Genomic DNA, 26,073 nt, shown 5'->3' on the forward strand with positions numbered 1-26,073 from the left:
CCCAAAACAAGGGGCTGCAACATTAACACCAGCCACGAATATTTCTTATCCATGTCCGCTGTTAATGCCACAGCCCCTTGAATCATTTCTGCAGTGTTGAATTAGTCTTCAACCTTAATGATCTCTTTTTTGTTATAGCTTCCACAAGCCTTGCAAACTCTGTGTGGCATCATCAGAGCACCACATTTGCTGCATTTTACAAGATTCGGAGCGCTCATTTTCCAGTTTGCTCTTCTCTTATCACGTCTTGCTTTGGAAGATTTATTCTTTGGGCAGATGGACATTGGTTACACCTCCTTAAATTTACTGAATATATCACTGATAGCTGCCATGCGGGGATCCTTAGGCTCATCCACACATCCGCAGGGACCGTCATTAAGGTTTTTCCCACATTGGCTGCAGATACCTTTGCAATCCTCTCTGCATAAAACCTTTAAGGGCCAGCCCATCAGTACCTCAAGATAGACCAATTGGTCCACATCCAGGTCCATACCTGTGAGATAGCTGCTCTCATCCAGATCATTTATCCGTTCTTCTTCCGTAAGCTTCATATCCAGCTTTCTCTGGATCTGAAAAGGAATATCTACTGAAACTTCCTCCAGACATCTGTCACATGGAATCGACACTGTGATCTGTCCATGTCCTGTCAGTTCCAGAATCCGGTCTCCGGTATTAGTAATACAAAGCTCTACCGGTTTCTTCGCCAGAACAGGATATGTACCTGCCTGAAAAGAAATCCGATCCATCTCAAAAGGAACGGACTGCTGTATGCACTTACCTTCACTGGATGAAATATCCGATAAATGAATCCGCATAATTATCTCCTATCCACACTCAATCAATTATACCGTTGGCTTTGTATTTTGTCAACGTATAAATTGCAGCTTTTTATGAAAAAAATGTTGCATTTTATGAAATTTGCTGTAACAGTCATAAAAATGGGGATCTGCCCAAGGCACATCCCCATTTATTCTTAAGAATGCTGCACGGAATTATTTAACAAGAGCAACTGTATCACGGCAGATTGCCAGTTCTTCGTTAGTAGGAATAACTGCAACCTTTACAGCGGAATCAGCAGCAGAAATCACTACTTCTTCTCCCATTGCCTCGTTTGCTTCTGCATCCAGCTTAACGCCAAGGAATCCAAGATATGAGCATACCTTTTCACGGATCATGCCTACATTCTCACCAATACCTGCAGTAAATACGATAGCATCTACACCATTCATAGCTGCCACATAGCCGCCTACAAACTTGGCAATGCCATAGCAAAGAACCTCAATAGCATTCTTGGCATCTTCGTTGCCTTCTGCAGCTGCAGCTCTCAGGTCACGCATATCACTGGATACACCGGACATACCCTGAAGACCTGATTTCTTATTCAGAACATTCATAACGCCTGCAAGATCCAGGTTCTCTTTCTTTGCAATGTACTCAACGATAGCCGGATCAATGTTACCGGAACGTGTACCCATTACAACACCTTCAAGAGGGGTAAGACCCATAGTTGTATCCACACATTTGCCATTCTGTACAGCGCTGATGGAAGAACCATTGCCCAGGTGGCAGACGATCACTTTGGAATTGTCCTTATCAAGGCCAAGGAACTCAACCGCACGTTTGGATACAAAGCTGTGGGATGTACCGTGGAAGCCATATCTTCTTACTTTATATTTCTTATAATATTCAATAGGAAGTCCGTACAGATATGCTTTTGCAGGCATTGTCTGATGGAAAGCAGTATCAAATACACCTACCTGCGGAACTCCAGGCATAAGCTCTGCACATACGCGGATACCGATCAGGTTTGCAGGATTGTGAAGAGGTGCCAGATCATTGCACTCCTCAACAGCTGCGATCATTTCATCTGTGATGATTGCAGAAGAAGCAAATTTCTCACCGCCATGGACAATACGATGTCCGATAGCACCAACCTCTTTCAGACTGGAGATAGCACCAGTCTTGTCATTTGTCAGCGCATCCAGTACCATCTGGATAGCCTCTTTGTGAGTAGGCATGGAAGCCTCTGTGATCTCTTTGTCATTGCCAGCTTTCTGGTAAACAAGTCTTCCGTCGATACCGATCCTCTCGCAAAGACCTTTTGCAAGAACTGCCTCTGTCTCAGAATCGATCAGCTGATACTTCAGGGAAGAACTTCCGCAGTTAATTACCAATACATTCATTTTTCTACTCTCCTTAAAAAATATGGTAACAGTTTTCTATCTTCACAGTTACAAAATATGTACTTAATATGATGGGCTATAGAATCTGATGGATCAGTTCTGAGCCTGGCACTGAACAGATGTGATAGCTACTACACCTACGATATCATCTGCAGAGCATCCTCTGGAAAGGTCATTTACAGGCTTAGCAATACCCTGTGTGATAGGTCCGTATGCTTCAGCCTTTGCAAGACGCTGAGCCAGTTTGTAACCGATATTTCCTGCATCAAGATCCGGGAATATCAATACATTTGCTTTACCGGCAACCGGGCTGCCAGGAGCTTTGGAAGCACCTACGCTTGGAACGATAGCTGCATCAAGCTGGAACTCTCCGTCAAGTGCAAGCTCTGGATACTGCTCTTTTGCAATCTTTGTAGCTTCAACAACCTTGTCAACATCTGCATGCTTTGCACTGCCCTTTGTGGAATGGGAAAGCATTGCAACAATAGGCTCTTCCTGAACGAGAAGCTTAAAGGACTCAGCTGAAGATCCAGCGATAGCAGCCAGTTCTTCCGGGTTCGGGTTCTGGTTCAGTCCGGAATCTCCGAATACAAATGCACCCTTTGCACCATATTCGCAATCCGGAACAATGATCAGGAAGAATGCGGATACAAGCTTTGTGCCTGGTTTTGTCTTAAGGATCTGCAGACATGGTCTGAGTGTGTCAGCTGTAGAATGGCATGCACCGGATACCATACCATCTGCATCGCCCATCTTTACCATCATAACACCATAGTACAGATACTGGTTCAGAAGTATCTCCTTTGCCTGCTCAGGAGTCATCCCCTTCTTCTGTCTTAACTCTACTAATTTGTCAATATATCCCTGTGTCTTCTCAGAAGTCTCAGGATCAACGATCTGTGCACCGGAGATATCAAAGCCGCCTTCTGCTGCGCTCTTTTTAACCTTCTCCTCATTACCGATAAGAATCAGCTTTGCAATCCCCTCTTTCAGGACCTTGTCAGCAGCTTCCAGAGTTCTCATATCCTCTGTCTCAGGAAGTACGATTGTCTTTACGTTTGCTTTTGCTCTGTTTTTGATTACATCAATAAATCCCATAATAATTCATTAGCTCCTTTCATAAGTGTTGGCCCGACAGAAATTTATCTCAGTCGAGAAGACTCCCACCTCTTTCAGGTGGTGAGTAACAGCAAGTTCGTCTCTGTGGGAGTCCAATCTCCGACTGAGATAAACGCTCCGCGAGGATGCGCAGTGATTCTGTAAAGAATATGTCAGCTTACGCTGACCAGAATCACGCGCCAAGTCTCGCGACTGCTCGACTTGAATTTCTCAGGCCATACCTGTAATATATTATAAACCTCCCGGCCTTGTATTTCAAGCATTTCGATGGTAGAATGTGCCATATAATCGTATTTTATGAGGTACAATTTCATGAAAACTGTAGGTATCATTGCCGAATACAATCCCTTTCACACAGGCCATAAATATCAGCTTGATCAAATCCGCCAGAAGCTTCATGCGGATTATATTGTGATCGCCATGAGCGGAGATTTTGTGCAGCGGGGCACTCCTGCCCTTTTTCCAAAGCATGTGCGTACCAGGATGGCTTTATCCTGCGGCGCAGACCTGGTGGTGGAGCTGCCTGTTTCTGTTTCCACAGCCAGTGCCGAAGGCTTTGCAAAAGGAGCTGTACACCTGCTCTCAGGCCTTGGCGTAACAGACGTTCTCTGCTTTGGCAGTGAATCCACAGATACGCAGCTTCTTATGGAGCTTGCCCGGATCCTGCTCAGAGAACCAGAACCATACAGGCAGCTTCTTACAAAGAACTTGAAAGATGGGCTTTCCTTTCCTGCTGCCAGAAGCAATGCCCTTACCCTTTATACTCATAATCCTCAGCTTGCCACCTTACTTTCCAAACCTAATACTATCCTGGGAATTGAATACTGTAAGGCGATTCTCTCCCTGAAAAGTTCCATCCATCCTTACGCCCTGCAAAGAGAAGGCAGCGGCTACCATGACACTGATCTGTCAGATACTTTTCCTTCAGCTTCCGGTATACGCACCCGGATTTTTAAGGAGCCTTTGGCTTGTTTTCAGGATCTGATTCCATCGCCTTCCTTTTCTATTTTTAAAAAGGCAATTGAGGAAGGGTTGTATTTAAAAGAAAGTGACCTGGATCCTCTTTACAGATATCGTCTTCTCCTGGAAACACCAGATTCTCTTCAGCAGTATCTGGATATGAACGAGGATCTTGCAAGGCGGATCTGTACCTGTGCCTGGGAATATAGCACATTTACTGAATTTGCAGCTAAGGTTAAAACGAAGAATATGACCCAGGCCCGCATTCAGCGTGCACTGCTTCATGCCCTGCTTCAGATCCGGCACACTCCCAGCGATTTTCATTATGCACGTATTCTTGGTTTTCGTAAGGCCAGCAGCAGCCTTTTATCCCAAATAAAAAAAAGAGGCTCCATGCCTCTTCTATCAAAGGCAGCAGATGCCGCTTTACTGCTGCCCCCTACAGATAATAATCTGTTTCAGGAAACTGTTTTTGCTTCCAACCTGTATCAGACCATGCTTTCACAAAAAACCGGCCAGCCTTTCATTCATGAATACAGCCAGCCGGTGGTCGTCTTATAATGATTTAATGTAACTATTTGGCAGGAAGTGTACGCATACTGAATCGTTACGATTTAATTATCTTTTCCTGAAAGCAGGATTCTGTCATTATCCAATTTTTTACCTGCTCCTGCATTGAATTTTTCCAGAAGGCCGGCAACTGTCAGGCCTTCTCTTTCTTTTCCACTGATATCCATCACAATCCTGCCGCTGTCCATCATCAACGTGCGATTTCCCAGTTCCAGAGCTGAATACATATTGTGAGTGATCATTAGACAGGTAAGATGATTCTCTTCCACCACCCTTTTTGTCATTGCCAGCACCTTAGCTGCTGTACCCGGATCTAGTGCTGCTGTATGCTCATCAAGAAGCAGCAGTTTGGGTGGATTCATGGTATCCATCAGAAGACTTAAAGCCTGCCTCTGTCCTCCGGAAAGAAGTCCTACCGGCTGCGACATCCGGTTCTCAAGCCCAATGTCCAGAAGTGCAAGCTGTTCCCTGAACCTTTCCTTGTCTGCTTTGGATACATGAGAAAGCCATCCACCTCTGCCAGCTGCCAGTGCAAGATTCTCCTCAATGGTCATTCCTGGTGCCGTCCCCCTCATAGGGTCCTGATACAGCCGTCCGATACTTTTGGAGCGGATATGCTGTGGCACAAAGGTAATATCCTGTCCATCCAGAACAATAGATCCTGAATCCGTGAGAAAATCCCCGCAGATCGCATTGAACAAGGTAGATTTTCCGGCTCCGTTAGAACCGATGATCGTAGCAAAATCACCTGGTTTCAAAGAAAGAGACAGATCACTTAAGGCCTTTTTTTCATTTACAGTTCCCGGATTAAATGTTTTGGAAATATGGTTTAATTCCAGCATCTGTCAGATACCTCCCTTCTTGTGTGTCATCCTTCTTCGTATCTGCGGCCATTGTTTCTTCAGATATGGGCCTGAGATTGCAAGGACTACGATCACAGAGGAAACCAGTTTCAGCATAAATGCAGGCATATTCAGTCTAAGCGCAATGGTATATACAAGCCTGAAAATGAAAGCACCTAAAACCATTCCAACAGCCCGAAGCAAAATACCTCCCTTGCCCAGGATGGTTCCTCCGATCAGAAGGGATGCCAGGGCGATGGTCACCATACCCTGACCAATATTAATATCTACAGACTTCTGTGACTGGGCCAGCAGGCATCCGGAAAGTGCTGTAAAGGAATTGGCCACACAAAGCCCTACAATGGTGGTAAATACCGGATTAATAGAAGAAGATTTAACCATATCCGGATTGTTTCCGGTAGCCCGGATCGCAAGACCAAGTCTTGTTTTCAGGAAAAATACAAGGAACGCAACCACAATCACTACTGCGATCAGTGCGACCAGGATCTCTGTCCTTCCCTGGAGAGGGGTACCTTTCAGTGCATCCTTCATCATCGTAAATACGGTGGTGGTCCTGTTCATATTCAAAAGGGAGGAACCTCCCATCACTGCAATATTCACAGAATACAATCCTGTATTCACAATGATCCCGGCAAGAAGACTGTCCACGCCCATTTTCGTCTGCAGGATCGCAGTTACAAAACCGGAACCTACACCTGCAGCCATAGCTGCAGGAATGGATAAAAACGGGTGTCCGCTGATCGCTACGGTTGCCCCTACTGCTGCTCCAAGTGTAAAACAGCCATCAGTTGACAAGTCACATACGTTCAGCATGGAATAGCTGAGAAACAGTGCCAAAACTGTAAGAGAACAAATAAGTCCCAGCTTTAATGCAGTCTCTCCCAGTGTTAGAATGGTTGCGATATTCACAATAAATTCCTCCGATCAGTCAGCATTCAGCTCATCAAAGCTTTCAGCAGTTGTGATTTCTTTAATCTGTGTGCAGTGTGGCTCAAAAGCCGCCTTAACCTGTTCAAGATCCAGTCCAAGACCTTCACATGTCTCTGTATTGATGGTTGCTGTACCATTATCAAAAGTTTTAACAGGTGTAACAGCCGGATCTGCGCCATCCAGAAGGATCTGGCTTACCATGTCTGCAGTTTCCTGTCCAAGATTTGTATAATCAACTCCATATCCCATGAAAGCTCCGTTTAATGCAAAGGAATCAGCTCCTGTATACTGAGGGATCCCTGCCTCCATAAATTTCTCATAAATTGAAAGCTCTGCTGTCATAATGGTATTGTCTGTAGGTGTAAATACTGCATCCACACCGTCTGCAACCAATGCATCTGCTGCCAGCTGTACCTCATCTGTTGTGGTACCTGTACGCTCTACAACTTCAATATCTTTCTCCTCCAGGAATGCTTTTGCTTCCTCAATAGCTGATGCAGAGGAATCCTGTCCTACATCATATAAAAGACCTACTTTTTTCACATCCGGATTCACAGCAAGGATCAAATTCATCACAGATGCTGTGTCAAGATAATCTGAAGTACCTGTAATATTTGCTCCCGGCTCTTCCAAAGATTCTACCAGTCCTGCGCCTACAGGATCTGTAACTGCGGAAAATACAACCGGTGTATCTGTGCCTTCTGTCATAGACTGCATACGCATTGCAACAGGTGTAGCTACACCAACCATTAAGTCTACGCCATCTGCCTGAAAATCAGAAATGATCTGCTCCATAACATTTGCATCTGCATTACAGTTTTCATAAGAAATATCAAAATTTACACCTTTTTCTTTACCAATCTCTTCCAGTTTTGTCTGAAGATTATCTACAATCTGATTCAGGGATGCATCATCCACATAATTGCAGATGCCGATCTTGAAATCATCTGCCATTACAGTTGCTGTCATCATTGCTGTTGCTGCCATTGCTGCCATTACACATACCATCATCTTTTTTTTCATTTTCGTTCTCCTTTCTTGATCCGCTGAACCTGTCTTAGTGTTATGACACCTACGGATTGCTCCGTGCTTTGCACTCTCGCAATCCTACCCTCTATTCGCATATCGTGGGATTAACATCCCACTTTTATGCTCATATAGGGGCGGGTCCCAAGGTCTTTCATCCACTTATGAGCAAGCTCATGTGGATTTAGACCTTTTGACCCTGGTGTCAAAAAAACCGTCCCAAGACAACATATCTGCTGTTCTTGAGACGGTAATAATGTTCTTATTATCGCGGTACCACTCAAATTGATCCTTGATCCACTCTTGCATGTACTATCATACACTCCTGATTGATAACGGGTCCGGTTCCCGTCGGCTCCTACTCTGCTGTAAAATGATTTCGGGCCGCCCTCAAAAGGCCATTCAGCAAACCGCTCCATACAGGCTTCCACCAATACCTGCTCTCTGAAATGTTACATGAATGCTTACTACTCTTTCTCGTTGGTTTAACTGTGTTTTACTTTAGCACACTAATACCCGAATGTCAACACATTTTTTAATTTTTGAAGCTATGGATAGGAGCCGGGATCCTGCCGCCTCTTTCCACAAATGCATCACAGGAGAATGGGTTCACCGGCATGATCGGTGCATAGCCTAACAAACCGCCAAACTCAACTGTCTCTCCTACCCCTTTTCCGATCACTGGGATCAGACGAACGGCTGTTGTTTTCTGATTGACCATACCAATAGCAGCTTCATCTGCAATGATACCGGAAATAGTAGAGGCTTTGGTATCCCCTGGTACTGCGATCATATCAAGGCCTACAGAGCATACACAAGTCATAGCTTCCAGCTTCTCGATGGAAAGAGCGCCTGCATTCACCGCATCGATCATACCCTGATCCTCACTGACAGGAATAAAAGCGCCACTTAAGCCGCCTACTGCTGTGGAAGCCATAACTCCCCCCTTCTTTACCTGGTCATTCAGAAGCGCCAGTGCTGCAGTAGTACCTGGTGCGCCTGTACGTTCCAGACCGATTTCCTCCAGGATCTCAGCCACACTGTCTCCAATAGCCGGTGTGGGAGCAAGGGAAAGGTCTACAATGCCAAAAGGCACACCAAGACGTCTGGAAGCTTCCCTTGCTACCAGCTGTCCTACACGGGTTACTTTAAATGCAGTACGTTTGATCATCTCACAAAGAGTTTCAAAATCTGCACCACGCACTTTTGTAAGAGCGGTCTTTACAACACCCGGACCGCTGACCCCTACATTGATAATACTATCTGCTTCTGTAACGCCATGGAAAGCGCCGGCCATAAACGGATTGTCATCCGGTGCATTACAAAATACAACCAGCTTGGCACAGCCCAGGGAATCCTGATCCTTTGTTTCTTTTGCAGTCTCAACCACCATCTCTCCCATAAGCTTTACTGCATCCATATTGATACCTGTCTTTGTGGATCCTACATTTACCGAACTACATACACGATCCGTGCAGGCAAGGGCTTTGGGAATGGAACGGATGAGAAGTTCCTCTGCAGGTGTCATGCCCTTGCTTACAAGAGCTGTATATCCACCGATAAAATTCACACCAACTGTTTTGGCAGCACGATCCAGTGTTTTGGCAATGGATACAAAATCCTCTGTTGTTTTGCAGGCAGCACTTCCGATCAGTCCAATGGGGGTAACGGAAATCCTTTTATTAACAATGGGAATTCCAAACTCTGCAGAAATCTGTTCTCCGGTAGATACAAGGTTCTCTGCCTTCTTTGTGATCTTATTGTAGATCTTCTCATTTAACTTATCCAAATCACTGTCAATACAGTCCAGAAGGCTGATACCAAGGGTAATGGTACGCACATCCAGATTCTCCTGCTCTATCATTTTATTTGTCTCATTCACTTCAAAAATGTTGATCATATTCTTCTCCTTGCTTCCAGGTCTGCTTCCGTTGTTCTTTTGTTACCGCTGCTTTACTTTCTGCAGTCTTTTCAAAAAACCATATCAGATACGGTGCATCACATTGAAAATATCTTCATGCTGGCAATGGATCACTACGCCGATCTCATCGCCCAGAGCTGAAAGCCCGTCAGCAAGAGCGCCTGTATCCTTCTTAGAAGCGCTGGTGTCTGTTACCATCATCATGTTAAAATACCCCTGAACGATGGTCTGGGAAATATCAAGAATATTTACCTGATTCTCAGCCAGGTAAGTACATACTTTCGCAATAATCCCTACAGTGTCATTTCCTACCACAGTAATAATTGTCTTTTTCATCGTATTATCCTTTCTATATGTAAAATTTAAATAATAACCGGTTGGGATAAGCAGTCCCTCCTGGCAACCTGAATTCTGAAATCACCGGAACGATATGGATTATCCCCCAGTGTTACTTCCGAGCACACAGTTTCATATGCCAGCTGTTCATAATTATTCTCTTTACTAAGATGGCCTAAAAATACGGCCTTCAGATTATCATGGAGAAGTCTGCACAAAAGCCTTCCTGCATTTTCATTGGAAAGATGCCCCCGATCTCCCAGTATCCTCTGTTTCAGATAATATGGGTATTTCCCCACCTGAAGCATGCGGATATCATGGTTTGCTTCCAGGAGCAAGGCATCCAGCCCCTGAAGATGCTCCACAATATAATCATTATATTTTCCAAGGTCAGTTGCAATCCCAACAGAACTGCTGTCATGCTCAATCCGGAAGCCAACCGGTTGTGCTGCATCATGAGGGATGGTAAATGCATTTACTTTCAGATCCTTTATCTGAAACGGTTCATCCTCCCGGATCTCCTGGATCAGCCCCTGGGGCAGCTGGCCCAGCCCTTTCGACCTGCTGATGGCATCTGCAGTACCTCCTGTTGTGTAAATGGGAATCTGGTATTTTCTTGAGATCACGCCAAGACCGCCTATATGGTCAGAATGCTCATGAGTGATCAAGATCCCATCAATATCTTTCCCTGTAAGATCAAGTTCATTCAGACCCTTCTCGATCCGTCTGCCGCTGATCCCTGCATCTATCAGAAGATGTGTCTCCTGGGTGCCTACGTAAATACAGTTTCCGCTGCTTCCGCTGGCAATACTACAAAACCGCATGTTTCTCTATCCTCTCCCTGATCTGGGCATAAGTTCTGTCCAGATCATTATTATTTTCAATCACATAATCTGTATGGGCACGAAAATACTCCTCAGTTGCCTGGCTGGCAATGATCCCTTCCGCTTTTTCCCTTGTATAACCTCTGCTTTCTTCCAGGCGACGAATCCGAATCTGTGGATCTGTATGGATATACCAGACCTGATCACAAAAATCCTGATAATGTTCTTCCAGAAGAAGGGCTGCCTCCACCACACAAAGCCTGCATCCACTTTCCTGAAGTTCCCGGATCCTGCGGCAAATGTACCGTTTTACTGCCGGATGGATTACAGACTCCAGCCTTTTCAGAAGATGCGGCTGTTCAAATACTACATCCGATACCCTCTTTCGGTCAATAGTTTTATCCTCTTTTATGATTTCTTTTCCGAAAATACCTATTACATCCTCATAACATTCTTCTCCTGGTTCCATTACCAGATGGCCCACCTGATCTGCCTGTATGACGGCTGCACCGTATTCTTTTTCCAGAAAAGCAAGTACAGTGCTTTTTCCTGCACCTACCCCTCCTGTGATCCCGATTATCCTCATTTATTTTGCCTCGTACCAGCTGCTTCCTTCATGCATATCCACTTCCAGTTCTACCTGAAGGCTAGCTGCACCTTTCATCTCTTCTTCCAGGATCCTGGCTACCTGCGTAAGTTCTTCTTTCCTTGTCTCGATCAGAAGCTCGTCATGCACCTGCAGAACAAGCCTGGATTTTTTGCCTTCTGATTTCAGGCGTTTGTATACCCGATTCATGGCAATCTTAATAATATCTGCAGCGGTTCCCTGGATAGGTGAATTCATAGCCACCCTTTCTCCAAAAGAACGCTGCATAAAATTACTGGACTTTAATTCCGGTACAGGACGCCGTCTGCCATACATGGTGCTGGCATAGCCTTTCTCCCTGGCAGTCTCCACCAGATCATCCAGAAACTCCTTGATCTTTGGATAGGTCTCAAAATATTTCTGAATATAATCTGCTGCTTCTTTTCTGGTAATACTTAAGTCCTGGCTCAGTCCAAAGGAACTGATTCCGTAAACAATACCAAAATTCACTGCCTTTGCATTTCTTCGCTGAAGAGCTGTCACCTGATCAAAAGGTACATGAAACACCTGGGACGCTGTCAGCCTGTGAATATCCTGAGCCTGCTGATACGCCTGGATCAGGGTCTGATCCCCGGACATATGTGCCAGAACACGAAGCTCGATTTGGGAATAGTCTGCATCCAGAAAAACGCAGCCATCTTCAGGTACAAAAACCTTACGGATCAGTCGCCCAAGTTCCATACGTACCGGGATATTCTGAAGATTAGGCTCTGTGCTGCTGATCCTGCCGGTTGCAGTAATGGTCTGGTTAAAGGTAGAATGGATCCTGCCATCCTTATCGATCATACCGGCAAGACCATCTGCATATGTGGACTTCAGTTTTGCCAGCTGCCTGTATTCCAGGATATCTTTAATAATGGGCTGCTGTTCTGCCAGCTTCTCCAACACATCTGCAGCTGTGGAATAACCGGTTTTGGTCTTCTTTCCGCCTTTGATCCCCATTTTCTCGAAAAGGACTACTCCCAGCTGTTTTGGTGAATTAATATTGAATTCTTCTCCTGCCTGCTGGTAAATAGCCTGTTCCAGTTCATGGATCCTGACTGCCAGTCTGTCCCCATAAGCCTTTAGTTCCTCTCCCTTTACCTGAATTCCTGTTTTCTCCATGGAATCAAGAGTAAAAATAAGAGGCAGCTCGATCTGGGTATATACCTTCCACATTCCTGTTTCTTCCAATGCCTGCTTTAAAGGCTCCATACAGGAAAGCACAGTTTCTGCTGTATAGCAGGCATAGGAGGAAAGCCCTTCCTGGTCCTCCTCCCAGGCCTTTCTAAAGGATGCCTTTCCAAGAAGTTCTTCCCTGGATGGTATCATCTTCCCTCCTTCATACTCCCTCGCCAGATCCTCGCAAGTGTAGGTGGATTTCAAGGGATTCAGAAGGTAAGCTGCCACACCTGCATCAAAAACCTGGTGTTCTTCTTCCAGGTTCACATGCTTCAACATTGTTTTTATATCTATGGCGCAGATCCTGGTATTTAACGCAAGATCTGCGATCTTTCCGCATAAATAGGGGCCTGTAATAAAATTGGCCACTGGAATATAATATATCTCCTGCTCAGTGATGGCAAGTCCCAGTCCGTAAACCTCTTCCTTGTCAGATAAAAGAGCTGTTCCTACAACCTTTTGCTTCCCTGCTTTTTCAAAAAGGGCTTCACATCCGGACAGATCCTCACAGGTAAAAAATTCTTTTACTTCTGTAAGCTCCTGGGGCATTGTCTGATCAAACCTGGCCAACAGATTCTTAAAATCAAGCCTTTTGCAAAGGGCAAATGCTTCTTTTGTATACAGATCGCCCAGTCTGGCTTTTTCATAGGAGAAATCCACAGGACTTTCTGTATTAATGGTTGCAAGTGTTTTTGACAACTGAGCCAGGTCATAATGCTCCCGCAGGGATTCTCTGGCCTTATTTGGCTTGATCTCTTCCACATGCTGATAAGCATTCTCAATGGAACCGTATTCAACGATCAGCTTGGTGGCAGTCTTTTCGCCCACACCAGGAATCCCTGGGATATTGTCTGCTGAATCTCCCATTAATGCTTTCAGTTCAATGACCTGTGCAGGTGTTACCTGATACTTTTCTATTACCTGCTGTGCATGATAATCCTCTATGGTAGTCTTGCCACGTACAGTCTTAGGAAGGCGGATCATCACTTTTTCGGTTGCCAGCTGAAGCAGGTCCCTGTCACCGGACAGAATAGTTACATCCATACCCTTTGCTTCACTTTGTCTTGCAAGAGTTCCTAACAGATCGTCCGCTTCATATCCTTCTTTGGACACAATCTCCACGCCCATTGCCTGCAGCATCTCCTTGATCAGCGGAAGCTGTTCCCGCAGTTCCTGCGGCATAGGCTTACGTGTACCTTTATATGCTTCATATATCTTATGCCGAAAGGTCGGTGCATGCAGGTCGAATGCTACCGTCAGATACTTCGGCTTCTCTTCTTCTAGGATTCTTAAAATAATATTCAGGAAACCATAGACAGCTCCTGTATGCAGCCCTTCTGAATTGGTCAGATCCGGAAGACCGTAAAATGCCCTGTTCAGAATACTGTGCCCATCTATCAGCAATATTTTTTCACTCATCTGTCTGTCTCCTTTCCTACAATAGCTGCGTGACTGCATAAAACAGAAATCCTGCCAGCCCTGCCGCAAGAATACAGATCACTACGCCTTCAACAGTCCTGAAAAACTTCTTTTTCAGGATATATCTTCTGCTTTTACGAATATCCTCTTCAAGCAACTCCCGAAAATCCAGAATCTGGTCTTTTCCGTTTTCATCCAGCTGCTCCATCGCCTTATGGACAATAAAATAGGTTTCCAGTTCATCATAGCAGGAAGAACACTCCTCTACATGTTCCAGAAAGCTCTCTAATTCATTTACACTTAATGTATGGTCAATATAACGATTCACCATGCTTTCCGCAGTGCTGCAGTCCATAATGCCAGTCTCCTTTCAGCCCTATATCAGAGGTATTATAACGGATAATCTGTAAAAAAACAAGGGACCGACTCCCGCAGATCAAAAATCTGTGTGTCAGTCCCTCTTTAGCGTGGTATATTATGCCCCTACAGATGCAGATGGCCCATTCAGGATTTTCATAAACTCTTCTCCTGTAATCGTCTCCTGCTCATACAGGAATTTGGCCAATTCGTGAAGCTTGTCAATATTCTCAGTAAGAATTCTGGTTGCTTTCTCATGTTGTCTGCGTACCAGCTCAACAACCTTTTTGTCCAGAAGGGTCTGGGTCTCAAAGGAACAGGTAAGACTTGAATCTCCGCCCAGATACTGATTGCTCATGCTTTCCATGGCAACCATGTCAAAATCATCACTCATACCATACCGGGTGATCATTGCCCTGGCAATCTTGGTCGCCTGCTCTATATCATTAGAAGCTCCAGTGGTAATGCTATGGAAGATCAGCTCTTCTGCTGCACGTCCTCCTGTAAAAGTAGCAATCTTATTCTCCAGTTCTTCCTTGGACATAAGATAATGCTCCTTTTCATCCACCTGCATGGTGTATCCTAATGCACCGGAAGTACGTGGAATAATAGTGATCTTGTGTACAGGTGCAGAATCTGTCTGCTTGGCAGCTACCAGAGCATGACCAATCTCATGATAGGAAACGATCAGCTTTTCCTTGTTGGAAAGAACCCGGTTCTTCTTCTGATATCCTGCAATAACTACCTCAATGCTTTCTTCAAAATCTGCCTGAGTGGCAAATCTTCTGCCATCACGTACTGCACGTAAAGCTGCCTCATTCACAATATTGGCAAGCTCTGCTCCTGATGCGCCTGCTGCTGCCTTAGCAATCTCATCAAACCGCACTGAATCAGAAATCTTGATCTTCTTTGCATGTACCTTCAGGATCTCTTCGCGTCCCTGAAGATCTGGAAGCTCTACCGGGATCCTCCGGTCAAAACGTCCCGGCCTTAAAAGTGCAGGATCCAGGGAATCCGGACGGTTGGTAGCCGCAAGGATCACTACACCCTTGGATCCATCAAATCCGTCCATCTCTGTAAGAAGCTGATTCAGTGTCTGCTCACGCTCATCATTACCTCCGGAGAAGCCAGCTCCATCACGCTTCTTACCAATGGTGTCGATCTCATCAATAAATACAATACATGGAGCTTTTTCATTGGCCTGCTTAAACAGATCCCTTACCTTGGCAGCTCCCATACCAACAAACATCTCCACAAACTCAGAGCCTGAAATGGAAAAGAAGGGAACCTCAGCCTCCCCTGCCACTGCTTTGGCCAGAAGAGTCTTACCAGTACCCGGAGGGCCTACAAGAAGCGCTCCTTTCGGCATGGATGCACCAATATCTGCATATTTGCGAGGATTATGAAGATAATCCACGATCTCTGTAAGAAGCTCCTTTGCCTCATCCTCACCGGCTACATCTGAGAACTTGATCCCATTGGTGGACTTCACATATACCTTGGCATTGCTTTTACCAAAGGACATCATCCCCCCAGGGCCTCCATTTCCCATAGAATTCATCATCTTCTTGCTGATCCATCTGCCCAGAAGTACAAAGATCAGGATCGGGATCAGATAACCTGCCAGCAGGTTCAGAAGTATGGATGGCTTCTGGGGCTCTACCACTTCCATGCTAGTACCGGCCTCATATAAACGGTCTACCAGCTGGGGATCCTCCATCCGCACTGTCCTGCACACCGTCTTGGTGTCATCTTTCTCTACCACATAATAAATATAGCTGTCCTGTATCTCAGCCTTAGTAACATTGCCACTATCCACATTCTTCAGGAAGGTGGTATAATCGGTCTTCTCCACACTTCTCCCCTGGATCATGGGAAGTACCAACATGTTCAGAACCAGGATCACAACCACTGCTGCCAGTGTATATACATATAATGGACGTTTGCCTGGCTTTTTATCATTCAGACTCATGCTTTTTCCTCCGTTTTGTGTTGTATACCTGATGCTATCACTATTTATTCTGAATATCAACAGACCCGGATCATATTTCATAAACTTTTTAGAATTAAAGTTACTGTTCACTCCGTTCACAGCAACTTGGTCAAAATCCCATCCTCGGGGAACGTTTTTTGCGTAACAGAAACATTGCAAAGTGATTTCGTATTGCATAAAAAAAAGCCCTGATCTCTCAGAGCTTGAAAAAGTGCCGGCAGTGGGACTTGAACCCACACGTAGTTGCCTACAACAGATTTTGAGTCTGCCTCGTCTGCCATTCCGACATGCCGGCGCTTGAAACAAAAGTTATCTTATCACAAAAGGCTCGCTTATGCAAGCCTTTTATGATAGATACTGAAATATTTTTATGAACCACTTATGATGAATACTGAAATATTTTATAATAGATCCTGAATTATTTTATTTTTCAGAATTTATCTGCATCTTCCAAAAGCTTTTCATAAATCGGAAAGCAGTCAAAAGTAGCAAAATAATCCTTTGGCGTTTCTGCCCTGCGGATCATCTCAAAGGATCCGTCTTCTTTTAGAAGAATCTCGGAAGACTTCAGCTTTCCGTTATAATTGTATCCCATGGAAAAGCCATGAGCGCCTGTGTCGTGGATCACCAACAGATCTCCCTTAGAAATCTCCGGAAGATAACGGTCAATAGCAAATTTATCATTATTTTCACAAAGAGAACCGGTAATATCATACATATGATCGCAGGGCGCATCCTCTTTTCCCATAACAGTAATATGGTGATATGCCCCATACATTGCAGGACGCATCAGGTTGACTGCACACGCATCCACACCAATATACTCCTTGTGGGTATGCTTCTCATGGATAGCTTTTGTTACCAGACAGCCATAAGGCCCCATCATAAAACGGCCAAGTTCTGTGTAAATAGCCACATCTCCCATACCAGCCGGTATCAGCACTTCTTCATAAACTTTGCGTACCCCCTCTCCGATCACCTTGATGTCGTTGGGGGTCTGCTCCGGACGGTAAGGAATGCCAATACCACCGGACAGGTTGATAAACTTCACATGCGCACCTGTTTCTTTCTGAAGCTTTACAGCCAGCTCAAACATTACTTTTGCCAGCATCGGATAATATTCATTGGTAACAGTATTGCTTGCAAGGAATGCATGGATACCAAAATTCTCTGCTCCTTTTTCTTTCAGGATACGGAAAGCCTGGAAGATCTGCTCCGTAGTCATTCCATACTTTGCATCACCGGGGTTGTCCATAATATCATTGCTGATCTTAAATACACCACCTGGGTTGTAACGGCAGCTGATGGTCTTTGGAATACTGCCAACTGCACGCTCCACACTTTCAATGTGGGTAATATCATCCAGATTGATGATACCGCCGATCTCATCCGCATATTTAAACTCCTTCTCCGGCGTATCATTAGAAGAAAACATAATGTCTCCTTCCTTACATCCAATGGCCTTTGAAAGCATCAGTTCTGTCATGGAAGAACAGTCACATCCACAGCCATATTCCTGAAGGATCTTGATCAGATATGGGTTGGGCGTAGCTTTTACTGCAAAAAACTCCTTAAATCCTTTGTTCCACGCAAATGCTTCCTTTAAAGCTTTTGCATTATCACGGATCCCTTTTTCATCATAAAGATGAAAAGGAGTAGGATATTTTGCAGTGATCTCCTGCAGCTTTTCAAGGGTAACAAACGGTTTTTTCTTCATAATAATCTTCTCCTTATGCCTGGCTATTTTGTCTCAATGATGTGCATCATATTTGTCACTGCACCCTCTGTAGTCATGTTTGTTGCAGGGTCTCCTGCTGTAAATACAAGAAGATCTCCTTTCTTAACGTGTTCCTTTGCTTTAACAACATTCATGGCCTGGGAAATGATATGCTCTGTTGAATCCTTATGATAGCCCTTCAGAGGACAGACTCCCCATGCAAGCTGCAGCTTGTGCTGAACACGCTCGTTAGGTGTAATGGCATAAATAGGAACCTCTGGGCGGTAGTTGGAAATCAAAAGTGCAGTCTTTCCGGTCATGGTAGGCGTTACAACAGCAGCTGCCTTCAGATCCCTTGCAGCCTGTACTGCAGCAAGTCCTACTGCGCTTGAAACAAAGCCTTGTCTGAACATGTTCCTGTCTTTTCTGTGAAGGGTGTTATTAAGATGTGGCTCTGTAGTCTCAGCAATCTCCACCATCATCTTCACTGCCTGTACCGGATATTTACCTGCTGCAGTCTCACCGGACAGCATGATCGCATCTGTGCCGTCATAAATAGCATTTGCCACATCTGCCACCTCAGCCCTGGTAGGTCTGGGATTACGGATCATAGAATCCAGCATCTGTGTGGCAGTGATCACAAGGGCATAATTCTCATTACACTTCTGGATAATCCTTTTCTGGATATGGGGAACCTGGCTGGCAGGTATCTCCACGCCTAGATCTCCCCTGGCCACCATAATGCCATCTGCCTCCTGGATAATGGAATCAATATTATCCACACCCTCTGCATTCTCTATCTTGGCAATGATGCCGATATCGCTTCCGCCATTCTCATCAAGAAGCTTACGGATATCACGGATCACCTGTGCATTACGCACAAAAGAAGCTGCCACATAGTCAAATCCCTGTTCAATCCCGAAAAGAATATCCTTTTTATCCTGTTCTGTGATCCCCGGAAGATTCACCTTTACGTAAGGAACATTCACTCCCTTTCGTTCTCCCAGTTCACCACCATTTAAGACACGGCAAATAATATCTTTTCCTTCGATCTTCTCGATCTCCAAACCGATCAGTCCGTCATCGATCAGGATCTTACCGCCTGGCTTCACATCCTTGTATAACTCTTCATAAGTGATGGCCACCTTGTGCTCATCACCTTCAAAATCTCCGACTGAAAGAATAAACTGACTTCCTGAAGTTAACGTAACTTTCCTGCCGTCTTTTAGAAGCTTTGTACGGATCTCAGGTCCTTTTGTATCCAGGAGCATGGCTACCGGCACATCCAGTTCTTCCCGCAAAGACTTGACCAGTTCCACTCTGCCCTTATGTTCCTCATGGTCCCCATGTGAAAAGTTAAATCTGGCAATATCCATTCCAGTCAGGATCATTTCCCTCATAATCTCCCGGCTGCTGCTGGCTGGACCAAGCGTACAAATGATTTTTGTTCTCTTCATGACAATTCTCCCTCTAAGTAAAACGCAATGCTGTTGTAAAAAGTGTCCCTGTCATTTCACGTGTGTATGGGTAAACAAATGATCCTGACAGTATTCATAATTGCCATTGCATTTGGAACAGAAACGAAATTCCAAATTTGGATCATCCTGCTCAGTTCTGCCGCAGATGGCACATTTATGCTTTGTAATGGCACCATTCTGCCCGGTACGGCTCTTTGGCTCCATAGCACGGCGAAATTCGTTGCGTCTGTGAACCTCTTTGGGATTATAACGTTGAAGATCCCGCGTTCCCAGAAAATAAATAACAAAATTCAGAAGGGATGCAACGATCAATACAGCCATAAACCAGGCACCCATACGGATATAGCTGATCATCTCGTATATGATCATCACTCCGTAGAAAATGGACATCCAGCTCATCTTGATCGGAATAATAAAATACAGCATTACCCGCATATTGGGGAAAGAAACACCGTATGCCAGGAATACAGATACACTGATATAATAGGTGGTAAAATAATTCCAGACACCATCACTGACCCCGTCGTATCCCAATCCGTAAACTGCGATCAGATACAGGGCAAATGCTCCGATAATGGTAAATACCATACCTGAAGCAATATAAATAGTATACCTAAGACTCCCCCAGGTATGCTCCAGAGATGTGCCAATAGGATAATACAAAAACAGAACTGCGATCACAAACCAGAATACGCCTCCGTTGGACGGTGGCAGAAATATCCAGGTCACAAGCCGCCAGATCTGTCCGTGCAGGATCTTCTCAGGATTTAATGTAAACCAGGTAAGGAAGCCGGAATTCACAATACTGATGATATATCCGATCACGTAACAAATGATAACATACAGGGTCAGATTATTGATCCCGCCGTATTTACCGTATTTTCTTTCAAGTTTATCAATCCACTTCATTTCCTTGTGTGTCCTCCATCAGAAAAATTTCTTTTTTGATAATATGACAGCTGCGATAATACTAACTGCTATAGATAAAAGAATAATGATCAAAAAACCATGGGTAGTAAAAGAAAATGGCATTCCATGTGCATTCAGATTCATCCCGTAAGCGCTGAAAATAATCGTTGGAATACTCATCACGATCGTTATCACGGAAAGTACCTTCATAACTACATTCAGGTTATTGGAGATAACAGACGCAAAGGTACCCATCATACTGCTCAGGATCCCACTGTATATATTGGCCATCTCGATTGCCTGCTTATTCTCTATGATAACATCCTCCAGAAGGTCTGTATCCTCCGGATACTGCTTGATGGTATCTACTTTCAAAAGCTTTTCCAGCACAACTTCATTAGATCTGAGGGAAGTGGTAAAATAAACCAGCGACTTCTCCAATTCCAGAAGCTCCATCAGTTCCTGATTACGTGTGGACATGTGAAGCTTTTCCTCCACCTGCTCGCTTTTCTTGTCAATGATACGCAGATACCGCAGGTACATACTGGCATTCCTGTACAGGATCTGCAGGATAAACCTGGTCTTCATGTATGTGAAAAAGTTCCGCACACGTCCCTCCATAAAGCGTGCAAGAACCTGCGTATCCTCCAGACAGATAGTAAAGATCATCTTTTTTGTGACAATAATGCCTAAAGGGATAGTGCCATACCAGTCTTTGTCATTTCTTTCTTCGATCATAGGAATATCTACCAGGATCAGGGTATAATTATCCTCTGCCTCTATACGGGCACGCTCTTCTTCATCCAAAGGTGCGCGCAGATCATCCACTTCAATTCCAAAACGCTCGGAAATCTGAAAAATCTCTGTAGCCGTAGGATTGGTAAGTGCTACCCAGCATCCTTCTTCCGGCTCCTGGATCTCATGAATGGAGCTGTCGATCGTTTTAAAAATCCTGACCATGATTTTCCTCCCTTCCTGTCCCTTTGAAGCCAAATGGACAAGTTCAATTCATTATAAATTGTGCCGGAATTTTTGTCAATTCTATTGGTTTCGGTTTACAAATTTTTAACACCTGTCTATAATAAAGAAATCCGGAAACATCATTGTCCCGGACAGACCACAAAAAGGAGTCAACTTATGAGCAGATCATCTTTTGGAAATAGATTTACAGTAACCACCTGGGGAGAATCCCATGGGAAAGCCCTTGGTGCTGTAGTAGACGGATGCCCAGCAGGGCTTCCTCTACAGGAAAGTGATATCCAGTACTTTCTGGACAGACGCAAGCCAGGTCAGAGCCGTTATACCACCTCCCGGCAGGAGGGTGATCAGGTAGCGATCCTTTCCGGTGTATTTCAGGGACGCACCACCGGAACTCCCATATCCATGATCGTATGGAATAAGGATCAACGGTCAAAAGACTATGGGAATCTGGCCTATACCTACCGCCCAGGCCATGCAGACTTCGGTTTTGACCAGAAATACGGCTTCCGTGATTACCGTGGCGGTGGACGTTCTTCCGGCCGTGAAACTATAGGCCGTGTAGCCGCCGGAGCCATCGCCTCCAGGATTCTTTCCGAAATGGGCATCTCTTTGTGCACTTATACCCGTTCCATCGGGGAAATCCAGATCCAAAGCTTTGATCCACAAGCCATCAATAAAAATCCTTTCTATATGCCGGATCCTTTGGCAGCAGACAAAGCCAGTGCTTATCTGGAAGAATGTATGAAAAATCAGGATAGTGCAGGCGGTGTGATCGAATGCAGGATAAGCGATGTTCCTTCTGGTCTTGGAGAACCGGTATTTGACAAGCTGGATGCAATGCTTGCCCAGGCCATAATGTCCATTGGTGCAGTAAAAGCAGTGGAAATCGGCGATGGTGCTGCTGTTTCTACCATGAAAGGCTCCACAGATAATGACGGCTTTACCGTAAAAGACGGTCATATTACCAAAAGCACCAATCATGCAGGCGGGATCCTGGGCGGGATCAGTGATGGAAGTCAGATCCTTCTTCGGGCACATATAAAACCCACCCCGTCCATCAGCCAGCCACAAAATACTGTAACCAAAGATAAAGAGCCTATATCCCTTGAAATCCATGGACGCCATGATCCTGTGATCGTACCAAGAGCAGTAGTCGTAGTGGAATCCATGGCTGCTCTTGTGCTTACAGATGCACTTTTTACCAATATGAGCTGTCAGATGGATAAAATCAAAACCTTCTACAATCGGTAAAATCAGCTTTGAAAGAAAAAACTGCTGCAGACACTTCTTCTCACTTATCTGATAAATGGGAAGCTGAATCTGCAGCAGCTTTATTTTTTAAAGTATTTATTAACCATTACACCGCTTTTGAAGCTTTCAGTTATGGTCCGGTATATCCTCTCCGTCCGGTACCGGCCAGATACCGATACAGTTAGGTGTCTCGATCTTTCTTGGTTTGCCGTTCATAACGATAATATTCTTCTCATAGTCCACAGTAAACATGGTGATGGAATTACTTGAATGATTGGCAATGGCTATATGCTTATTATCCGGGAAAATAGCCAGATCCTTAGGATAATCCCCACTAATGGGAAGGGTAAACTTCTTGGTGAGAAGCCCTGTCTGTTCATCGATCTCATACATGGAAACTGTATTCTCCCCTGCAGTAGTGCTGAACAAATGTCTGCCATCCGGCGCAAGAGCCAGACCTGAGGCTGCATTATGTGATACATCTGTGTCACCCTTCTGAAGGGTGGAAACGCTCTGCAGCAATTCAAACTCCGGTGCATTTCCGCTGCCGTCATAACTGTAAACCTTGATCTCATTGCTCAGTTCAAAAAGAAGATATGCATATCTGCCGTCTGCGCTGAACCGAATGATCCTTGGACCGCTCTCTCTTGGGCAACGCAAAATATCTACCAGTTCCAGCTTATCTGTTCTCTTGTTGATCCTGTATATCTTTACCTGGTCAATCCCATTATCTACTGCACAAAGATACTTGTTATCCGGTGTAGGACGTACACAATTCACATGCGGCCGGAAATTACGCTCCGCAACACTGCCAAGGCCTGTATGGAAAACCCCATCCATAACACTGCCAAGGCTTCCATCCTGATGGGTATGTACCACTGTAACCTTCCCGTCATGGTAGCCAGCCACATAAAGATATCTGCCATCCACATCCGTAGCCAGAAAACAGCCTCTCATACCATCAATGTCCACACTGTTGATCCTTGTAAGGTCTCCGTTCTCATCCCTTTGAAAAACAGCAACTCCCTCATCCTCTATGGAATAAAGAAACTTGCCATTCTTGGAGACTGCCGTATAGGATGCATTGCTTACCTGCACCTCACTGCGCTCTGTCAGTGTTCCATCTTCCACATTCACATCATACACCTGGATCCCTTTACTGGTTCCATGAGTGTAAGTTCCAACATAAGCCACGTATTTCTTTTTCCCCATTGTTCTGTCAACCTCCTAATGTCATCTCTCATATCCCGAGGTAACTATCAGTTACTGTTCACTCCGTTCTCAGCAACACCCTCTGGTTGATTATACCATATCGTGGTCTTTGTAACAAGCATCAGTCACAACTATTCGTCCGCTGCTTTCCATTTTTTTGTAAGCCTTGTAAGCACCTGATCTGTCTCTTCTCTCAGCTCCCGCTTTCTGGCTGTGTCCGTACTGCCGGTCTGGATCCCGATCACAGAATCATCTGCAATACAAAGTCCTGGAAAATAGAAATCACTTTCTTCTTTATCTCCGGATACATTCACATAGATGCCTTCTTCCTTACATACCTTACAGATCTGCTCATTCAGCTTCCAGTCCTGTGATGCTGCGATCACCATATATGCATTATCGAAATCTGACCGCCTGATGGGACGAAGCTGGATATTGACTCTGCCTGCCTTTCCCATTTCCTGAAGCTCCTGCGTCATCCGAGGTGCGATCACCGTAATATTTCTTGTAAATAAAAGGAGACATTTGGTCCTTTGAAGGGCTGTCTTGCCACCCCCTGCCACAACGATGTTTTTATCTGATAAATCCACGAACATTGGAAAATACCGACTGTTTTTCATTAGTTATCTCCTGCTTCCTTTGTGTTTCCTGCTCATGGATAATATTTTAATCGTGAAAGAATGGAATGTCAATACAGCGGTGAAGGGATAAGGGGCCAATAATTATTTTACTATATTCAGCCTGCTGAGTAGATACGGACACGTAACGGAATACCAAGGGAATCTGCCAATTCCTGACTTTTACGTATATTCTCTTCTCCGATACAGTCTACTACTGTAAATCTTACATCATCCAGATATTTTCTGCAGTCGCAGGCAAATTTCAGCATAGCATCAAAGGACTTCTCCCCATAAGCAGGACGTACCACTTCATTATAGGATTTTGCGTCCGGCATGTTCAGGCTGATGGAAACACAGTCTACAGCCTTACAGATCTCTTCTGCCGTAGACCTTCCGTGGATCAGGTCACTTAATCCGTTGGTATTTAATCGCAGACGGAAATCATATTTTTTCCTTACGTATTCACTTACTGCCACCAGCTTGTCAAGTACCATGGTAGGCTCCCCATACCCACAAAATACAGCTTCCCTGCATCTGGTAAAATCAAACCTGTCTATCGCCGGGATGATCTCCTCAAGAGAAGGTTCCTTGGAAAACCACAGATTCCCAGATTTCCCTACTGTGTCTCCATTATTTCGGATACAGAAGGTACATCTGCATGGACATTTATTTGTCAGATTAAAATACACCTGATGATTATAATGATATACAATATCTGTCATAGTCCTAATCCTCCCATAATGTATAAAGATATTTTTCAAAGCAAACTCCGTCGTTTCGGTCCGTACCTTCCTTTACTGCATCCCGGATCGCCTTTTCAAGAAAACGGACTGCTTTATGAACAAGTGCTTTTAAGCAGATTTCCTGCACCATCCCACCACATAAAACAGATGCAAAAAGATCGCCTGTGCCAGAATAGCTGCCTCCTGTTTTCTCAGAAAAAACCCATGTTTCTTCGTTATTTTCCCAAATCAGATTGCCAATCTGCTTTATTTCTCCATCCTGATCGTCCACTCCTGTGATCACAATCCCAGGCACCTGGTACTGTTCATGAAGCCTGCTTCCCAGTGATTCTATCTCTTTTAGGTATTCTTTACCTGAAAGCTGCAAAAGGGACGCCCATTTCTTTTCCATTTCCTCTTTCCCGTATAGTAAAAGCAATGCCTCTGTCAGATTAGGAGTGATCACTTGGGCTTGGGATATCAGGGCTCTCATTTTCTCACAAAGCTGCGGAGAATAAATATCATAAGCCCTTCCCTGGTCTCCCATTACCGGGTCTACCAGGACCTTCGTGTCTGATGAAGAAAATCGATGAATAAACTCAAGAATCTTGTCTGCCTGTTTCTCTCCTGCCAGAAATCCTGTATAGATTCCATCTGGACGAAACCCCCGTTTCTCCCACTCATCCATAATCGCATCCATATGCTGTGTATAATCGTCACAATAATATGAGGCATATCCGGTTTGATTACTAAGAATTGCTGTAGGAAGAGGACAGGCCTGCACACCCATGGCAGAGATCACTGGAATGGCTGCTGTCAGAGAACATTTTCCAAGTCCGGACAAATCATTTAAAACGGCTATTTTTTTCAATATT

General features: G+C 44.7%; 24 protein-coding genes, 1 tRNA gene and 1 other annotated feature. Of the genes, 2 read left to right on the forward strand and 23 right to left on the reverse strand.

The window, feature by feature from the left end:
• Window positions 1-101 precede the first annotated feature (101 nt).
• From rpmF to pta, 4 genes are all read right to left on the reverse strand, one after another.
• Window positions 102-284 carry a 50S ribosomal protein L32 gene (gene rpmF, locus AB5916_RS02710; RefSeq protein ID WP_118509587.1) on the reverse strand — a complete coding sequence of 61 codons (183 nt, stop codon included), beginning with the start codon at window positions 282-284 and terminating at the stop codon, window positions 102-104.
• Window positions 285-287: 3 nt separating this feature from the next.
• Window positions 288-815, reverse strand: coding sequence for a DUF177 domain-containing protein (locus AB5916_RS02715; protein WP_158420517.1), 528 nt, complete (start codon window positions 813-815; stop codon window positions 288-290).
• Between the two features lie 177 nt (window positions 816-992).
• Window positions 993-2,183 carry an acetate/propionate family kinase gene (locus AB5916_RS02720; RefSeq protein WP_158420518.1) on the reverse strand — a complete coding sequence of 397 codons (1,191 nt, stop codon included), beginning with the start codon at window positions 2,181-2,183 and terminating at the stop codon, window positions 993-995.
• Window positions 2,184-2,276: 93 nt separating this feature from the next.
• On the reverse strand, window positions 2,277-3,281 hold the full coding sequence (pta, locus tag AB5916_RS02725) for a phosphate acetyltransferase (protein WP_368189148.1): 1,005 nt from the start codon (window positions 3,279-3,281) through the stop codon (window positions 2,277-2,279).
• 333 nt (window positions 3,282-3,614) lie between these two features.
• Here pta and AB5916_RS02730 point away from each other — a divergent pair, with 333 nt between their 5' ends.
• Complete coding sequence (locus AB5916_RS02730) at window positions 3,615-4,823, forward strand: nucleotidyltransferase (RefSeq protein WP_368189149.1); 1,209 nt, start codon at window positions 3,615-3,617, stop codon at window positions 4,821-4,823.
• Between the two features lie 53 nt (window positions 4,824-4,876).
• Here AB5916_RS02730 and AB5916_RS02735 read toward each other — a convergent pair whose 3' ends face one another.
• The 15 genes from AB5916_RS02735 to AB5916_RS02805 all read right to left on the reverse strand — a co-directional run bounded on the left by AB5916_RS02735 (window position 4,877) and on the right by AB5916_RS02805 (window position 21,372).
• On the reverse strand, window positions 4,877-5,674 hold the full coding sequence (locus AB5916_RS02735) for an ABC transporter ATP-binding protein (RefSeq protein ID WP_368189150.1): 798 nt from the start codon (window positions 5,672-5,674) through the stop codon (window positions 4,877-4,879).
• Between the two features lie 3 nt (window positions 5,675-5,677).
• Window positions 5,678-6,598: an ABC transporter permease gene (locus AB5916_RS02740; RefSeq protein ID WP_334297995.1), complete on the reverse strand. Its 921-nt coding sequence runs from the start codon at window positions 6,596-6,598 to the stop codon at window positions 5,678-5,680.
• A 21-nt stretch (window positions 6,599-6,619) separates the two neighbouring features.
• Complete coding sequence (locus AB5916_RS02745; protein WP_368189151.1) at window positions 6,620-7,648, reverse strand: ABC transporter substrate-binding protein; 1,029 nt, start codon at window positions 7,646-7,648, stop codon at window positions 6,620-6,622.
• 243 nt (window positions 7,649-7,891) lie between these two features.
• Window positions 7,892-8,141 (reverse strand) — a binding site (T-box leader).
• Between the two features lie 45 nt (window positions 8,142-8,186).
• Window positions 8,187-9,551: a PFL family protein gene (locus tag AB5916_RS02750; RefSeq protein ID WP_368189152.1), complete on the reverse strand. Its 1,365-nt coding sequence runs from the start codon at window positions 9,549-9,551 to the stop codon at window positions 8,187-8,189.
• A gap of 84 nt (window positions 9,552-9,635) precedes the next feature.
• Window positions 9,636-9,908 (reverse strand): ACT domain-containing protein, encoded by a 273-nt coding sequence (locus AB5916_RS02755; RefSeq protein WP_173726738.1) that lies wholly within the window; start codon window positions 9,906-9,908, stop codon window positions 9,636-9,638.
• A 26-nt stretch (window positions 9,909-9,934) separates the two neighbouring features.
• A complete protein-coding gene (locus tag AB5916_RS02760; RefSeq protein ID WP_368189153.1) occupies window positions 9,935-10,732 on the reverse strand; it encodes an MBL fold metallo-hydrolase in 798 nt (265 codons plus the stop codon).
• Window positions 10,719-11,318, reverse strand: coding sequence for a dephospho-CoA kinase (coaE, locus tag AB5916_RS02765; RefSeq protein WP_158421622.1), 600 nt, complete (start codon window positions 11,316-11,318; stop codon window positions 10,719-10,721). The genes AB5916_RS02760 and coaE overlap by 14 nt, the downstream gene beginning before the upstream one ends.
• Window positions 11,319-13,958: a DNA polymerase I gene (gene polA, locus AB5916_RS02770; RefSeq protein WP_368189154.1), complete on the reverse strand. Its 2,640-nt coding sequence runs from the start codon at window positions 13,956-13,958 to the stop codon at window positions 11,319-11,321.
• 16 nt (window positions 13,959-13,974) lie between these two features.
• Window positions 13,975-14,313 carry an anti-sigma factor gene (locus AB5916_RS02775; protein WP_158421620.1) on the reverse strand — a complete coding sequence of 113 codons (339 nt, stop codon included), beginning with the start codon at window positions 14,311-14,313 and terminating at the stop codon, window positions 13,975-13,977.
• Between the two features lie 120 nt (window positions 14,314-14,433).
• Complete coding sequence (gene ftsH / locus AB5916_RS02780; protein WP_368189155.1) at window positions 14,434-16,287, reverse strand: ATP-dependent zinc metalloprotease FtsH; 1,854 nt, start codon at window positions 16,285-16,287, stop codon at window positions 14,434-14,436.
• Between the two features lie 233 nt (window positions 16,288-16,520).
• Window positions 16,521-16,603, reverse strand: a tRNA-Leu gene (locus tag AB5916_RS02785).
• 135 nt (window positions 16,604-16,738) lie between these two features.
• Window positions 16,739-18,025, reverse strand: coding sequence for a diaminopimelate decarboxylase (locus AB5916_RS02790; RefSeq protein WP_158421618.1), 1,287 nt, complete (start codon window positions 18,023-18,025; stop codon window positions 16,739-16,741).
• Between the two features lie 23 nt (window positions 18,026-18,048).
• On the reverse strand, window positions 18,049-19,482 hold the full coding sequence (pyk, locus tag AB5916_RS02795) for a pyruvate kinase (protein ID WP_368189156.1): 1,434 nt from the start codon (window positions 19,480-19,482) through the stop codon (window positions 18,049-18,051).
• Window positions 19,483-19,533: 51 nt separating this feature from the next.
• Window positions 19,534-20,412: a rhomboid family intramembrane serine protease gene (locus AB5916_RS02800; RefSeq protein ID WP_368189157.1), complete on the reverse strand. Its 879-nt coding sequence runs from the start codon at window positions 20,410-20,412 to the stop codon at window positions 19,534-19,536.
• Window positions 20,413-20,430: 18 nt separating this feature from the next.
• Window positions 20,431-21,372 carry a magnesium transporter CorA family protein gene (locus AB5916_RS02805; protein WP_158421615.1) on the reverse strand — a complete coding sequence of 314 codons (942 nt, stop codon included), beginning with the start codon at window positions 21,370-21,372 and terminating at the stop codon, window positions 20,431-20,433.
• 177 nt (window positions 21,373-21,549) lie between these two features.
• On the opposite strand from AB5916_RS02805, the gene aroC reads away from it, so the two are divergent.
• Window positions 21,550-22,644, forward strand: coding sequence for a chorismate synthase (aroC, locus tag AB5916_RS02810; RefSeq protein WP_368189158.1), 1,095 nt, complete (start codon window positions 21,550-21,552; stop codon window positions 22,642-22,644).
• Between the two features lie 126 nt (window positions 22,645-22,770).
• Here aroC and AB5916_RS02815 read toward each other — a convergent pair whose 3' ends face one another.
• The 4 genes from AB5916_RS02815 to AB5916_RS02830 all read right to left on the reverse strand — a co-directional run bounded on the left by AB5916_RS02815 (window position 22,771) and on the right by AB5916_RS02830 (window position 26,069).
• The gene (locus AB5916_RS02815; protein ID WP_173726730.1) at window positions 22,771-23,856 is read right to left on the reverse strand and encodes a lactonase family protein; all 1,086 of its coding nucleotides are present in this window, start codon (window positions 23,854-23,856) and stop codon (window positions 22,771-22,773) included.
• Window positions 23,857-23,987: 131 nt separating this feature from the next.
• On the reverse strand, window positions 23,988-24,476 hold the full coding sequence (locus tag AB5916_RS02820; RefSeq protein ID WP_173726729.1) for a bifunctional precorrin-2 dehydrogenase/sirohydrochlorin ferrochelatase: 489 nt from the start codon (window positions 24,474-24,476) through the stop codon (window positions 23,988-23,990).
• A 116-nt stretch (window positions 24,477-24,592) separates the two neighbouring features.
• A complete protein-coding gene (locus AB5916_RS02825; RefSeq protein ID WP_368189160.1) occupies window positions 24,593-25,198 on the reverse strand; it encodes a TIGR04100 family radical SAM protein in 606 nt (201 codons plus the stop codon).
• Between the two features lie 4 nt (window positions 25,199-25,202).
• The gene (locus AB5916_RS02830; protein ID WP_368189161.1) at window positions 25,203-26,069 is read right to left on the reverse strand and encodes a pyridoxamine kinase; all 867 of its coding nucleotides are present in this window, start codon (window positions 26,067-26,069) and stop codon (window positions 25,203-25,205) included.
• Between the last annotated feature and the right edge of the window lie 4 nt (window positions 26,070-26,073).

The sequence above is a fragment of the Blautia sp. 1033sp1_1033st1_G9_1033SCRN_220408 genome (assembly GCF_040929965.1).
Taxonomy (GTDB): domain Bacteria; phylum Bacillota; class Clostridia; order Lachnospirales; family Lachnospiraceae; genus Blautia_A; species Blautia_A ammoniilytica.